Annotated in this window: 16 protein-coding genes; 11 read left to right on the plus strand and 5 right to left on the minus strand. The window is 40.8% G+C overall.

Features of this window, described 5'->3' with window-relative positions; translation table 11 throughout:
• Position 1: 1 nt before the first annotated feature.
• On the minus strand, positions 2-424 hold the full coding sequence (locus FB6_RS03345; RefSeq protein ID WP_174558637.1) for a GNAT family N-acetyltransferase: 423 nt from the start codon (positions 422-424) through the stop codon (positions 2-4).
• 55 nt (positions 425-479) lie between these two features.
• Positions 480-1,700, minus strand: a complete 1,221-nt coding sequence (locus FB6_RS03350; RefSeq protein WP_174558638.1) for a class I SAM-dependent methyltransferase — start codon at positions 1,698-1,700, stop codon at positions 480-482.
• Between the two features lie 106 nt (positions 1,701-1,806).
• On the opposite strand from FB6_RS03350, the gene trhA reads away from it, so the two are divergent.
• Both trhA and FB6_RS03360 read left to right on the plus strand, forming a co-directional pair.
• On the plus strand, positions 1,807-2,445 hold the full coding sequence (gene trhA / locus FB6_RS03355; protein WP_174558639.1) for a PAQR family membrane homeostasis protein TrhA: 639 nt from the start codon (positions 1,807-1,809) through the stop codon (positions 2,443-2,445).
• 144 nt (positions 2,446-2,589) lie between these two features.
• On the plus strand, positions 2,590-3,906 hold the full coding sequence (locus FB6_RS03360) for an MFS transporter (protein WP_174558640.1): 1,317 nt from the start codon (positions 2,590-2,592) through the stop codon (positions 3,904-3,906).
• Between the two features lie 50 nt (positions 3,907-3,956).
• Here the strand turns inward: FB6_RS03360 and FB6_RS03365 are convergent, their stop codons facing one another.
• Both FB6_RS03365 and FB6_RS03370 read right to left on the minus strand, forming a co-directional pair.
• Positions 3,957-4,301, minus strand: a complete 345-nt coding sequence (locus tag FB6_RS03365; protein WP_174558641.1) for a hypothetical protein — start codon at positions 4,299-4,301, stop codon at positions 3,957-3,959.
• A gap of 86 nt (positions 4,302-4,387) precedes the next feature.
• The gene (locus FB6_RS03370) at positions 4,388-5,398 is read right to left on the minus strand and encodes a metallophosphoesterase (protein ID WP_174558642.1); all 1,011 of its coding nucleotides are present in this window, start codon (positions 5,396-5,398) and stop codon (positions 4,388-4,390) included.
• A gap of 111 nt (positions 5,399-5,509) precedes the next feature.
• Here FB6_RS03370 and FB6_RS03375 point away from each other — a divergent pair, with 111 nt between their 5' ends.
• Positions 5,510-7,144: a phospholipase D family protein gene (locus FB6_RS03375; protein ID WP_174558643.1), complete on the plus strand. Its 1,635-nt coding sequence runs from the start codon at positions 5,510-5,512 to the stop codon at positions 7,142-7,144.
• Between the two features lie 4 nt (positions 7,145-7,148).
• On the opposite strand, the gene FB6_RS03380 is transcribed toward FB6_RS03375, so the two are convergent.
• Complete coding sequence (locus tag FB6_RS03380) at positions 7,149-7,982, minus strand: lysophospholipid acyltransferase family protein (RefSeq protein ID WP_174558644.1); 834 nt, start codon at positions 7,980-7,982, stop codon at positions 7,149-7,151.
• Positions 7,983-8,383: 401 nt separating this feature from the next.
• Between FB6_RS03380 and hflX the strand changes: the two genes are divergently transcribed.
• From hflX to FB6_RS03420, 8 genes are all read left to right on the plus strand, one after another.
• Positions 8,384-9,715, plus strand: coding sequence for a ribosome rescue GTPase HflX (hflX, locus tag FB6_RS03385; protein WP_174558645.1), 1,332 nt, complete (start codon positions 8,384-8,386; stop codon positions 9,713-9,715).
• 43 nt (positions 9,716-9,758) lie between these two features.
• Entirely contained in the window at positions 9,759-10,130 is a 372-nt protein-coding gene (locus FB6_RS03390; protein WP_174558646.1) for a hypothetical protein, read from the plus strand.
• Between the two features lie 9 nt (positions 10,131-10,139).
• Complete coding sequence (locus tag FB6_RS03395; RefSeq protein WP_174558647.1) at positions 10,140-10,814, plus strand: LrgB family protein; 675 nt, start codon at positions 10,140-10,142, stop codon at positions 10,812-10,814.
• An 89-nt stretch (positions 10,815-10,903) separates the two neighbouring features.
• Positions 10,904-11,350, plus strand: coding sequence for a DUF2147 domain-containing protein (locus FB6_RS03400; RefSeq protein ID WP_174558648.1), 447 nt, complete (start codon positions 10,904-10,906; stop codon positions 11,348-11,350).
• A 147-nt stretch (positions 11,351-11,497) separates the two neighbouring features.
• A complete protein-coding gene (locus tag FB6_RS03405) occupies positions 11,498-11,950 on the plus strand; it encodes a DUF2147 domain-containing protein (protein ID WP_174558649.1) in 453 nt (150 codons plus the stop codon).
• A 160-nt stretch (positions 11,951-12,110) separates the two neighbouring features.
• Complete coding sequence (locus FB6_RS03410; protein ID WP_174558650.1) at positions 12,111-12,560, plus strand: DUF2147 domain-containing protein; 450 nt, start codon at positions 12,111-12,113, stop codon at positions 12,558-12,560.
• 152 nt (positions 12,561-12,712) lie between these two features.
• Complete coding sequence (locus FB6_RS03415) at positions 12,713-13,162, plus strand: DUF2147 domain-containing protein (RefSeq protein ID WP_174558651.1); 450 nt, start codon at positions 12,713-12,715, stop codon at positions 13,160-13,162.
• Positions 13,163-13,315: 153 nt separating this feature from the next.
• Entirely contained in the window at positions 13,316-13,492 is a 177-nt protein-coding gene (locus tag FB6_RS03420; RefSeq protein ID WP_217427320.1) for a hypothetical protein, read from the plus strand.
• Positions 13,493-13,609: the final 117 nt, after the last annotated feature.

Consider the following 13,609-nt stretch of genomic DNA (forward strand, 5'->3'; position numbering starts at 1 on the left):
TTTAAAAATTCAAACGCATATCACGATGTGGAATCCCGCAATCCAGATATTCATCGCCTTCTGCTTTAAAGCCCAAGCTCGCATAGAATGGCATGGCATGCACTTGCGACGAGAGTTTTAACCATTCTCGCTGTTGTTGTTTAGCGTGTTCAATGATGTATAGCATCAGCATTTTACCCATGCCTAAACCACGATGTGATTTCAACACAGCCACTCGTCCGACACTGTTATTTTGCAATAAGCGTGCAGTTGCAACAGGCTGAGTGTGATCATAGATGACAAAATGCTGCGATATAGCATCCTGTTCATCCCATTCATCTTCCACAGCAATCTGTTGCTCTAGAATAAATACCTGTTCTCGAATGAGTTTGGCATCGTCTTGCAACTCATCCCAACTACCTGCACGTATCGTCAGTTGTGTCATTAAAAAATCATCGTCCTAAAAAATGGTTTTAGCTTCGCTTTATTCATCCCTTAAATTAGCACTTACAGCCAATATCCTGCTGATCCCACTGATCATTCAGCAATAATTCCAGCGAGTGTTTCTCAATACCATACATCTGTTTTAAGGCTTGAATCTGCGCTAATACCTGCTGATCCGGCGCTTGATCATCTTTGCGCTTGGTCGCCAAAATCATTTTGTTTTTACTGGTATGTTCCAGTGCCACAAATTCAAATACTTTGGTTTCATAACCATAGGCTTTGAGTAACAGTGCACGAATGGTATCGGTCAACATTTCGGCCTGCTGCCCGGCATGAATGCCAAATTGCAACATCGGTTTCAGCACCTCCGGACTTTTCAGCTGTGGACGCAATTCTTTATGACAACACGGCGCACACATGATCATCTGTGCATTCAGGCGGATACCAGTATGAATGGCAAAGTCAGTAGCCACATCACAGGCATGCAAAGCAATCATGACATCAAGATGTTCCGGTTGATAGGTTCGTACATCGCCCTGGAAAAAATCCAGTTGTTTAAAATCCGACGCACTTGCGACCTGCTGGCAGAATTCCACCATTTTCGAATTCAACTCCACCCCAGTCACAAAAGGCAGCTCACCGTGTTTAGCCAGATAATCATACAGGGCAAAAGTCAGATAGCCCTTACCCGAACCAAAATCCACCACACGTAGCGCGTGATCCTGTTTATTAATCTGCTCCAAAGCACCAGAGAAAATTTCCACAAATTTATTAATCTGTTTCCACTTACGCGCCATGCTCGGAATAATCTGTGCTTTGGCATCGGTAATACCCAGCGGCTGTAAAAAATAACTGTCTTGATCGACATAACGGTGTTTGCTGCGGTCATGCGTTTGCTGCTCTTCTGATTTTTTAGCACTGCCTTTCAGCTGGGTTTTGTTCAGCATGGCTTTTTTCTTGTTTTTCTTCAGTTGCAGCTCTTCTGTCAGAGTAAATAAATTGGCTTGCTTGCACGCTGCCAATAACGATTGAACCAATGACACAGCCTCATCTAAAGGATAATTTTTAGTGACATCCTGAGTTTGATAACGATATAAACAGCTTAAAACCGATTGGTTTTGTAATGAAATGACACGCAAGGTCATTTTCTCTAAATGTTCCAGTTCCCCTTTGTACTGGCTCAAAATCATTCGATCAAAACTTTGTGTTTCAATGGCTTGCTGAAAGGCAGCTAAGAATTGTTGTTCCTGGGGAAAAGCAGAAGCCAGTTGAGACATACAGATCACTCGAATAAATTAAGCAATAAGTTTAAAACTTCTTACTTTAAAGGTAAAACTCCATTACTATACAAGTGTATTTTTTAATTATAGAAAATAAATAAAGATGACAACACAACTGCAGTCTTATGATCCACATGAAGAAAAAATTAATGCGATCAGTCATGCATTTGGCGCACTGTTAGCCCTCATTGCCAGTATTTTCATGCTGATCAAAGGCAGCTATTTGCCACTAGGACAGTTTATTGGTCTATGTGTCTATGCACTTAGCCTGATTTTATTGTTCTCTGCGTCTAGCCTTTATCATTATGCCGAGTCGCCACAACGTCGTGGCTGGTACAAAAAACTTGACCATACCGCTATTTATTATCTGATTGCAGGAACCTATACCCCTTTCCTGTCCATTGCCATTCCCACAGCAAAAGCTCAATACCTGTTAATCGCATTATGGGTAATTGCAGCCATTGGTACACTATTCAAGTTAGTTTTCATTCATCGTTTCCAGAAAATTTCCCTAATCGCCTATTTGGTTATGGGATGGCTTGCAGTGCTGGTTATGGATGATATGCAACGCTTTTTAAATGATCAAGCTTTGACCTATTTAATTATAGGTGGGCTTTCTTACACCATTGGTGCATTGTTTTATGCCTTAAAAAGAGTAAGATATACCCACGCTATCTGGCATATTTTTGTATTGATAGGTGCAGGATCACAATTCTTCGCCATCTATCAGTACGTGATTTAACCCTATCATTCTTCATTTCAGTGACCCTGAGCGAGTTGAGTAGAGACGGTTCTTCGTTGTTTTTTTAAGAAATTACGCCTTTTTTAAAAAGATTACGCTTTTAAAACTAAGCTTTTTTTATTTTTAGTAAGTGTAAGGTCATCCATGGCGTCATCAGATTCTATTGCTACTACTTCAGAAGTAGCAACTAATTCAAAATTCCGCGTTTTAACTGCAAGTCTTGTCGGCACAACGATCGAATTCTTCGATTTTTATATTTATGCCACAGCTGCAGTCATTATTTTCCCTCATCTGTTCTTCCCAGCAAGCACAGATCCAACAACTGCAACTATTCAGTCTTTAGCAACCTTTGCGATTGCCTTTATTGCGCGCCCGATTGGTGCTGCAGTGTTTGGGCATTTGGGTGACCGGATTGGTCGTAAAGCAACCCTAGTCGCTGCATTATTGACTATGGGTATTTCAACTGTAAGTATTGGTTTACTTCCAACTTATGCACAAGTGGGTCTCGCTGCACCATTATTGCTTGCTCTTTGCCGTTTAGGTCAAGGTTTAGGTCTGGGTGGTGAATGGAGTGGTGCTGTCCTTCTGGCTACTGAAAATGCACCTGAAGGTAAACGTGCATGGTACGGCATGTTCCCGCAACTCGGGGCTCCAATCGGCTTTATCTTGGCGACAGGTTCTTTCATTACCCTCGGTGCACTCATGTCTGAAGCAGACTTTATGCAATGGGGCTGGCGCATTCCATTTATTGCAAGTTCCGTACTTGTAATTATGGGTTTATGGATTCGTTTAAAACTTCATGAAACACCTGCATTCCAAAAAGTTTTGGATAAACAGAAAGAAGTGAACGTTCCGTTTAAAGAAGTTGTAACTAAACACTATGGTATGTTGTTCTTGGGAACAATCGCTGCGGTTTGTACATTCGTGGTGTTCTACCTTACAACAGTTTTCGCTTTGAACTGGGGAACCAAACAACTTGGTTATTCACGTTCTGACTTCTTAGAAATGCAACTGGTGGCAACCCTATGCTTTGCTGCATTTATTCCACTTTCTGCTGTATTTGCTGAAAAATTTGGTCGTAAAGCAACTTCTGTAGGTGTGTGTATTGCTTCAGCACTTTTCGGTCTGGTATTTGCCAGCATGCTTGAATCGGGTAACACGGTTATTGTGTTCCTGTTCCTATGTATCGGTTTAGCACTGATGGGCATGACTTATGGTCCAATTGGTACTGTATTGTCAGAAATCTTCCCAACATCTGTCCGTTATACAGGTTCAGCCTTGACGTTTAACCTGGCAGGCATTTTAGGCGCTTCTTTCGCACCATTAATTGCGACTGAACTTGCAACCAAATATGGTTTACAAGCTGTAGGTTATTACCTGACTGCTGCCTCTATTCTTTCACTGCTTGCTTTCCTGGCAATCCGTGAAACTAAAAATGACGATGTGAACAATCAGGTTTAATGTCACCAGAATAAAAAAACCAGCGTCATCACGCTGGTTTTTTTATGCCTTTACACTTGCTCATCACTTAAAATCAGCTGATAGATCTCTTCAAACTTACTTCGCTCTCCACCTGCTGTGTAATAGCTCGAAATAATGGATATGACCAGTTGCCGGTAGCTTTCCATGGCATACAAATGATCCAGCAAAGCTTCGACACGCTGTTCATCCAAGCCTATATCACCCAGTAATTGCTGAAACTTCTGATAAAACCGATGTGCAAATTCAGGAGTATTCACCACCTCGCTTTCAGCTTGCTGAAAAGCCTTTTCCAAAGCCATCAATCCAGATTCTAACCGGGTAGATTGTGCTTCAGATAAATCAAAAAACTGACCCACTTCTTGTGAAAAAGACATCGTCTCCTCCTATGGTGCTTATTGTTTAATGATAACTCTCACTATATAAGGTGAACCAAAACCCCCAACCCATCCAGCTTTTACATTTAATTCAATTCAATGATATCAATGGTGGGTGGGACGCGAAAACGAAAGGGCACCCCGACCAGACCAGTTCCAACAGTCACAAACACATCCGCATTTTCATGCTGATACAAGCCTTTTTTATGTCCCAAAATAGAGACTTTTTTCATAATGTAATTCGTCAGCCAAGGCAGTTCCACCTGCCCGCCATGCGTATGTCCAGACAACATTAAGGGACGTGAAGGCAATTGCGGCACCATATCTACCGTATCAGGATTATGCGATAAAATCACCCAGGGTTTATCCTGCGGCAAATCTGGCATATAACGCATATCGGTTTTACCGGCCCATAAATCCCCGACACCGAGCAACCGAAATTCATCAAACTCGACAATCTGCCCTTCAATATCAATCACATTATTGACCTTTAACGCGTGCCGTAACAGGTTTTGAATCGGTGGCCCCGGGTACTGTTCATCATGATTGCCGTTCACCGAATAAACGGGTGCATTGATGTCTTTTAAAATTGCCAACTCATCGGCCAAAGTGTTTTCAGGTTCATAGGTCCAGTCGCCTGCCACCACCACCAGATCCGGGTTCTGCTGATTGATTTTTTTGACAATAATTTTCAGTTGCCGTTCGTGTCCGGAAAATAGCCCGATATGCAAATCGGCAATCAAGGCCAGTTTGACCGGTCGCTGCAAGTTTTGCTCTGGATTTAACTGATATTGCAGGGTTTTAACGACTACATGCTGCGGTTCAATAAATCGGGCATAAATCAGCACACAGCTCAGCAAGAAAATAAACACCGACTGGTGAATGGAGTAATAGCCACTCCAACCGGCATACAAACTAAAGAAAAATAAAGGGAAAAGTAAATAAGATAAATAAAAAGCCAGTAAGTGCACAAAGGCTTTAAAGGGATGAATGGTTTCTGTACGGGTCTGACTCAGCCAAGCCTGTGCAATACCCCACAAAGCAAGTACAGCGAAACAAATATAAAAATAAAAAGCGACTGAGTCCGGATCCCACATATAACCTTCTCTTAGGATAACAATGATATTACATCATTCATCTATTCTAATATTTATCTTTTCACAGCTCGCAATTATACTCAAACCAAATTTTGGTAATGTTTATAATATATGACGCGATCTTCTCATCAGCTTACGCACTTAAATAGCGGTACTACCTGTAGTACAACTGGCTATAAAACCGCAATATTATTAAGTTGTAGTCTGATGCTTGGAATTCCGGCATGTTCCACCCTTCCAAAACAGATACCACAACCGGTTGAATATGCTTTTGATACGCCAACCGAACAAACCTCTTTAGCAAAGATCATATTGCCACTTCGAGAGCAAAATCCAAATCTCACCGGTTATCATGTGCTATATGACCCGCTTGAAGCCCTAGCAGCACGAATCCATCTAATTGATAAAGCTGAAAAATCTTTAGATCTGCAATACTATATCTGGGATAATGACAAAATTGGCTCATTGGCGCTACATTCAATTATTCAGGCTGCAGACCGTGGGGTAAAAGTACGTTTGTTAATTGATGATAACAATGCCAAAAAGATGGAAGGGATTTTCCTCGCTCTCGATCAGCATAAAAATATCGATGTCCGGCTGTATAACCCTTACCGTTTTAGACATTATCGTGCCATGGACATGATTCTCGATTTAAAACGTATCAACCGTCGCATGCACAACAAAAGCTTTATTGCAGACAATCAGATTGCCTTGATTGGTGGTCGCAATATGAGTAACCAATATTATAACGTCAGTGATAATTACCAGTTTTCAGATGTCGATGTGATGCTGGTCGGTTCTGCATCTGATGAAATCGTTCATTCTTTCGATGAGTACTGGAATGATGATTATGCTTATCCAGTCAAGCAAATTGTCAATCCCCGTCATTACACCTTACGCTTCGACAGCCTAAGACAACAACTGGATGAGCACTATCGAACCATCACCGTTCAAAATTATCTGGATTTAGCTAACCGTTCACATGCCTTTGAAAACTGGCTGAATAACAGCATACAATTTGACTGGGTCAAAGCCGAAATTGTTAGTGACTCTGCCAGCAAAATCAGAGCCAAGGCAAAAAAAGAACAGCATCTTAATTTCCAGCTGATTAACCATCTGGAAAAACCTGAACACAGTGTCGATATTATTTCCGCTTATTTTGTCCCAGAGAAAAAAGGCGAAAAAATGCTGAGTGATCTGGCAAAAAATAACGTTAATGTTCGGGTCCTGACCAATTCATTTAAAGCCAATGATGTATTTTTAGTGCATGCTTTTTATGGTAAATATCGTAAAGACTTATTAAAAGAAAATGTCAATTTATACGAGTTTTTATCCGTTCCAGATGCTGAAAACTTAAATGCCAATACCAATGAGCTTGCCGAAAAAGCCAAAGTCAATATCAAGGGCTTAAGTCGTTCAAGTTTACATGCCAAACTTATGGCCATTGATCAAAAACAGGTATTTATTGGTTCGTTCAATTTTGATCCGCGTTCGGCCTATTTAAATACCGAAATTGGGGTATTGCTCGACAGCCCCAACCTCGCCCGAGCCGTACATCAAACCATGGATCAGAACTTACCAAAATATGCCTACAAACTGGTTTTAAATGCCAACAATAAAATTAACTGGCAAATTAAACGCCATGATGGCAGCATTAAAACCTATCAGAAAGAACCCAAAATGAAATGGTGGCAAAAAGCAGGTGTCAAGTTCATTTCCTGGTTACCAGTAGAAGGTTTTATGTAACTCATCATGATTGCTTAAGTAGTAGGCTTTCATCTGAAGTATGAATGACTTTTTGCTGTAATCGCAGCAAGCCTGCAGTCATCTGGTTTTGTACTTCCTGAGTCAAGCTTTCCACCGTATGTCCTTCCACGGCTATTGCAGGCAATGCCATGAGATGTGCTGTCACTTTTGGCATTTCCAGAACTTTTTTCACATGATCAGCAAACCCGATATCTCCTACAAAAGGAGCAACTGTATCGAGTTTCCCATCCTGATTCACATAACAAATCAGGCAAATTTGTACCGGGCGCTGCGCTTCAATGGCTGCACCCAAAATACGTCCATAGATTTTTTTGATTCGGGAGCCATCTGAAGTGGTCGCTTCAGGAAAAAACAGGACTGGAATATCTTGTTTTAAAAAGCTGGTAATTTGCTCTTTAATTTTAATCGAATCACCTGAACCGCGCTTAATAAATAATGTACCGCCGCCTTTGGCCAGTTTTCCCAGCAAAGGCCATTTTTCAATTTCCGCTTTCGCTAAAAAGAATACCCGTGCACCTGAGCCTAAAACAGCCACATCCAGCCATGAGACATGATTACTCACCCATAAAGCTGGCTCACGTGGAATCACGCCATGGACCTGAATTTCAAGGTTGAATACCTTGCATAATTGGCGGCAAAAATACTGTACATATCGCGTATTGCACGGATTGTTCGGATCTTTATATAAACGGTGACGAAAAACCAGATAAAAACCCTGAATAATAGCCCCTAACCCTGCCAATAACTTTTTGCTATATAAGAAAAATTTAGACATGCCATTTAAGGAGGATGTTTCAGTTACAGAGGATTGAGTCATAGAGGGATCACTACTTTACAACAAGCGCATTTAATCATTTATTTTGAATCATTCTATACTGTTCATGTACATCTTGCATTGATCATAACCACCGAAACCGTTGATTCTTTTTTCCAGTTCAGCCACTAAAGCCTATAAATCACTCATTTTCATCAATAATAAATCAGATCAAAATTGATAAAAAATAAGTGAAAAAATACACTGACTGTAAAAATGCAGGATAGATTCAGGCACGTGACATCATCTTAAAATCAGCTAAAAATTCCTCTCTTGCTGCACGCTTAGTCGCCCTGATTAAATGAATATCTTGTTACGATGCTTTAATCCGTTTTTGCTATTTTTCACTATCCCCTGCCTTTTTCTACTAAAATAAAGTTTTAACATTGTAGAGATCATATTTAGTGGAATATTTTGAGCGACATCAAGGTGGTGAACGAGCAATCCTGGTGAGTGTATCGGTACAACTTCTGGATGACCTTGATGGAGAAGAATTTGGTTTGCTGGCCAAATCTGCTGGTGCTGAAATCTTGCAACATATCACCGCTCAACGTATTAAACCTGATCCCAAACTGTTTATCGGCTCTGGTAAGGCTGAAGAAATTGCTGAACTGGTGAAAGCGCTGGAAGCAGAACTGGTGATCTTTGATCACTCACTTTCGCCTGCTCAAGAACGTAACTTGGAAAGAATATTACAATGTCGCGTCGTGGACCGCACCGGACTGATTCTGGATATTTTCGCGCAACGTGCCCGTACCCACGAAGGTAAATTACAGGTCGAACTGGCTCAGCTGGAACACTTGTCTTCACGACTGGTGCGTGGCTGGACGCATCTGGAACGTCAAAAAGGCGGGATCGGCTTACGTGGTCCGGGTGAATCGCAATTGGAAACCGACCGTCGTTTGCTGCGAATTCGTATGGGTCAGCTCAAAGACAAGCTGGAAAAAGTGCGTCAAACCCGTATGCAAGGTCGTGCCGCCCGTCAAAAAGCTTCTGTACCCACCGTGTCATTGGTTGGTTATACCAATGCCGGCAAATCCACCCTGTTTAATATTTTGGCCAATAGTGAAGTTTATGCTGCGAACCAGCTGTTTGCGACACTGGATCCGACCTTACGCCGCTTAAACTGGGATGGTATTGGGGCTTTGGTCCTTGCCGATACCGTAGGTTTTGTGCGCAATCTTCCCCACTCGCTGGTTGAATCGTTTAAAGCCACACTGGAAGAAACTTTAGAAGCAACACTTTTGCTACATGTGATTGATTCTAGCAGCCCAGACATGCTGGAACAGATTGAAGCGGTCGAGTCGGTACTCAAAGAAATTGGCGCCGATGTTCCGGTACTTCGGGTCTATAACAAGATTGATGTCAGCGGCGAAGATGCCAAGATTGTTTATGCCAAACCACATTTACCCGATCGCGTGTACGTTTCTGCTCATTCCAAACAAGGTCTGGACTTGTTACGCCAAGCGGTTCAAGAATGTTTAATGGGGCAGATTCAAAGTTATGAGCTGGTTTTAAAACCTGCCTATGGAAAATTGCGCACCCAGCTCTACGCCTTAAATGTAATTCAATCTGAAAACTATGATGATGAAGGCAATCTGCATTTACATGTCATTATGGCACCGCAAAAGCTTGAACAGCTGATTAAACAGGCTCATTTACCGCTAGATGAAATTCTGGGCCAGAAGGCAGCGCAATTTAAAAGACCGCTCGAAGAATTTGAAATAAAAAAATAAATCGGTTAAAACGTGATAAGTATAATTTTAAAGTTTAGTAAAAATGGACTGGATTAAAACCATCGACTGGCCAGCATGGATTGGCACACTGGCATTAATCATCTGCTTTCGTGAGGGAGCAGTATGGTTAATGAGCCAATTTAACCACCCAGAACTTGGCAATCTGGTTGGCTTGATCAGCTTGTTGATCACGTTGTTTATTTGGAGAAATGTCCATAAATTACCCAGCCGTTTAGTCGACACAAACAATAAAATCATGAAAGAAAGTGCTTTTGCATTTTTACCCATTAGCGCAGGTTCATTGATTATGTTGACCCAGATGGGACAGGAAATTCCTGTTTTCTTGGTGGTGATGTTTATCAGTACCCTCATTCCATTATGGGTTTATGCAAAAATGGCCAAACGCTGGTTATAGGGAAATCATATGTTCGCAGTACTCTCCGGTTTTTTCATTACCCTGATTGCTTATCTATGTGCAAAACCAATAAATAAACGCCTTCCTCAAGTTCCTGTCATTGTTATTGGCATGTTTTTCATCATTGGCTTGTTATTTATTTTTGGCATTCCTTATGAATCTTATATGACTCAGGTCAATCCGCTATTTAACCATTTATTGGGTTATGTCACGGTTGCTCTGGCTATTCCTCTGGCCGCAATGCGTTATGATGACCTACCGCTAAAAGCCATGCTCGGAATTCTACTGTTCGCCAGTATCAGTGCTGTAGCTCTCCCGATGGGTCTCGCCTATTTATTGCATATGTCAGATTCAAGTATTATGGCATTTGCAACTCGTGCCGTAACAACCCCGATTGCAATTAATATCGCTACGCTTTTACACGCACCAGTCACTATGGTCATTTTAATTGTGATTTTATCAGGCGTAATTGGAGCAGCCTTTTCTCCTTTGATCTTGCGTAATATTCATGATGAAAGAGCTTCGGGTTTGGCTTTAGGTTTGGCTGCACATGCCATTGGTACTGCGCAAGCTTGGCAACGTGGCAGTGTCGCCGGACGCTATGCCGCTTTTGGAATGGCCGTAAACGCAGTGTTTACCGCCCTTTGGCTGCCAACATTTATACTCTATTTGCAAAAAATGTGACTAATGAATCATTGTTGTTGATTTATTTAATTAAAAAATATACTGTTAAATCACAATAGTTTTTTAATTTATCGAAAAGGAATTTGGTAATGAAAGCAATTAAAATTTTAACTGCAGTGGTTTTTTCTTCACTCACCAGCCTTGCTTTTGCAAATGACATTACGGGGATGTGGAAAAATATTGATGACAAAACAGGTTCATCAAAAGCCATTTTGGAAATTCGTCAGGAAGCCAACGGAACCTATACCGCAAAAATAATCAAAATAACCCCTCGTCCAGGATACACACCAAAAGAAACCTGCGTGAATTGTCCAGCACCTTATACGAACAAACCTATTTTAGGTTTAGATATTTTAACAGGGCTAAAAGCCACCGATGATAATAACTTTGTAAATGCCAAAGTACTTGATCCTCTCAGCGGCAAAATCTACAGCGGTAAAGCCAAATTAAGCACCAATGGTAAACGCCTTACCCTACGTGGTTATGTCGGTGTGTCTGCACTGGGACGTAGCCAAACCTGGATTAAACAAGATTAATTTATGCTGATGATTATTCAGCATAGGTGCTTGGTATGATACGAATGAAAGCTTAAAATTCTTATCCCAAATACTGCTTAATTTCGTATCTCGACCTCATATTAAAAAGTCAGCAGCAGAGCTGACTGAGATAATGAAGGAAATTTTATGAAAAAAATAGCAGTTGCTGGGGCATTTTTTGTAGCATTATTCCTAAGTAGTTTCTCCATTTTTGCTCAGGAGATCACCGGTACATGGATTCAAATTGATGATAAAACCGGATCACCTAAAGCACTCATTGAAATACAGCAAAAAACCAATGGCACTTATTCCGGAAAAATCATCAAGGTCACTCCACGTCCCGGCTACACCCCAAGAGAAACCTGTTTCCAATGTCCACCGCCATACACCAATCAACCGATCTTGGGATTAGAAGTCTTTAAAGACTTGCAACATGTCAGTGGCAATAATTATGCAAATGGTCGTGTTCTTGATCCCTTAACCGGAAAAATGTATGGCTTAAAAGGAAGAATTTCCAACAATGGCAAGCGTCTCATATTACGCGGTTATATTGGAATTTCTGCTCTTGGCCGAACTCAGACCTGGATTAAGAACGACTAAATATGACAAAAAGCCGCACTATGTGGCTTTTTTATTCACTCTTTTTTACCTGATTCACATTATTGTTCATTTTTATGACGCAATATATTGACTAATCTTTAAACGATCATAATATGTTCATATATAGAAAAAATATTCACCACAACTGCAGGGAATTGATATGAAAAAAAATATATTACTTGCTGCGTTTGCTAGTCTTGTTTTCAGTGGGAATGTGCTTGCACAAGATCTATCCGGAACTTGGCAACAAATTGACGATAAAACCGGTTCACCTAAAGCAATTATCGAAATTCGTAAAGAGGCTAATAATACTTATACAGGCAAAATTGTTAAAATCACTCCCCGACCAGGTTATACACCGCGTGAAACCTGTAATCATTGCCCGTCACCTTATACCAACCAACCCATTTTAGGAATGGATGTGCTCAAAGGTTTAAAACACGTACCAGATACGACAGATTATGAAAAAGGAACAGTCATTGATCCTTTAGCTGGGAAAATTTATTCTGCCAAAGTTCGACTAAGTGCAACGGGTAAGCGATTGACCTTACGAGGCTACATTGGAATTTCAGCCATAGGTCGCAGTCAAACCTGGCTTCGTTTGGAATAAAATTGAATTCGTTATAGATAAAAGCCGCACGATGATGTGGCTTTTTTATTTCACACAATTTAGATTTTTCTCATGAAAAATATTGCTACATTTTTAAACGCAAATATTATATCTTCGGAGTAAATATAAACACCTCAATCAAAGGAATTGATATGAATAAGAATATTTGGCTTGCCACCTGCATTGGCTTATTTTTCAGTGGAAATGTACTTGCACAAGATATATCTGGGAGTTGGCAACAGATTGACGATAAGACAGGTTCACCTAAAGCCATTATTGAAATTCGTAAGGATACCAACAATACCTACACGGGAAAAATTGCCAAAATTACCCCACGTCCAGGCTATACGCCTCGAGAAATATGTAATCATTGCCCTGCGCCTTATACCAATCAGCCCATTTTAGGCATGGATATTTTAAAAGGCCTAAAACATGTACCTGAAAGCAATAATTATGAGCAAGGTCGTATCATCGATCCGCTTGCAGGCAAAGTTTACGATGCTAAAATGAGGCTCAGTGCTAATGGCAAACGCCTCACTTTACGTGCTTATATGGGCATTTCAGCGCTGGGACGTAGTCAAACCTGGCTCCGTTTAGAATAAAACTGAATTCGTTATAGATAAAAGCCGCACGATGATGTGGCTTTTTTATCACTAGACCAATTATTTTTAGGTTTCAATGCAATATTGACTAATCATGTAATCCATCTAATATATGACCCCATCAAAAAGTGAACGAATATTTGAAGGTCTGATATGCAGAAGAATCTATGGCTTGCCACTTTAGCAGCTGCTCTTTTTAGTGGACATGTTTTCGCTGAAGATATTTCCGGCACTTGGCAACAGATTGATGATAAGACCGGCGCAGCTAAGGCGATTATTAAAATTGATAAGGAAGCCAATAACACATTCACTGGAAAAATCTTAGATTAGCATTTGAAGTGCAACACCATGTTCTTGGAATAATACCTGACTCGGGCTTCTAAATCCGAGTCTTTTTCTTGGGCGATGATTCAAACGTTGAGTGATTTCTGAAATATAAGCATCCGA

Origin of the sequence: Acinetobacter bouvetii (assembly GCF_902753875.1) — a bacterium.
GTDB lineage: Bacteria > Pseudomonadota > Gammaproteobacteria > Pseudomonadales > Moraxellaceae > Acinetobacter > Acinetobacter bouvetii_A.

Coding starts and splice junctions, on each gene's coding strand:
- FB6_RS03345 (WP_174558637.1), bottom strand. CDS start 424: ATGACACAACTGACGATACGTGCAGGTAGTTGGGATGAGTTGCAAGAC.
- FB6_RS03350 (WP_174558638.1), bottom strand. CDS start 1,700: ATGTCTCAACTGGCTTCTGCTTTTCCCCAGGAACAACAATTCTTAGCT.
- trhA (WP_174558639.1), top strand. CDS start 1,807: ATGACAACACAACTGCAGTCTTATGATCCACATGAAGAAAAAATTAAT.
- FB6_RS03360 (WP_174558640.1), top strand. CDS start 2,590: ATGGCGTCATCAGATTCTATTGCTACTACTTCAGAAGTAGCAACTAAT.
- FB6_RS03365 (WP_174558641.1), bottom strand. CDS start 4,301: ATGTCTTTTTCACAAGAAGTGGGTCAGTTTTTTGATTTATCTGAAGCA.
- FB6_RS03370 (WP_174558642.1), bottom strand. CDS start 5,398: ATGTGGGATCCGGACTCAGTCGCTTTTTATTTTTATATTTGTTTCGCT.
- FB6_RS03375 (WP_174558643.1), top strand. CDS start 5,510: ATGACGCGATCTTCTCATCAGCTTACGCACTTAAATAGCGGTACTACC.
- FB6_RS03380 (WP_174558644.1), bottom strand. CDS start 7,982: ATGACTCAATCCTCTGTAACTGAAACATCCTCCTTAAATGGCATGTCT.
- FB6_RS03390 (WP_174558646.1), top strand. CDS start 9,759: ATGGACTGGATTAAAACCATCGACTGGCCAGCATGGATTGGCACACTG.
- FB6_RS03395 (WP_174558647.1), top strand. CDS start 10,140: ATGTTCGCAGTACTCTCCGGTTTTTTCATTACCCTGATTGCTTATCTA.
- FB6_RS03400 (WP_174558648.1), top strand. CDS start 10,904: ATGAAAGCAATTAAAATTTTAACTGCAGTGGTTTTTTCTTCACTCACC.
- FB6_RS03405 (WP_174558649.1), top strand. CDS start 11,498: ATGAAAAAAATAGCAGTTGCTGGGGCATTTTTTGTAGCATTATTCCTA.
- FB6_RS03410 (WP_174558650.1), top strand. CDS start 12,111: ATGAAAAAAAATATATTACTTGCTGCGTTTGCTAGTCTTGTTTTCAGT.
- FB6_RS03415 (WP_174558651.1), top strand. CDS start 12,713: ATGAATAAGAATATTTGGCTTGCCACCTGCATTGGCTTATTTTTCAGT.
- FB6_RS03420 (WP_217427320.1), top strand. CDS start 13,316: ATGCAGAAGAATCTATGGCTTGCCACTTTAGCAGCTGCTCTTTTTAGT.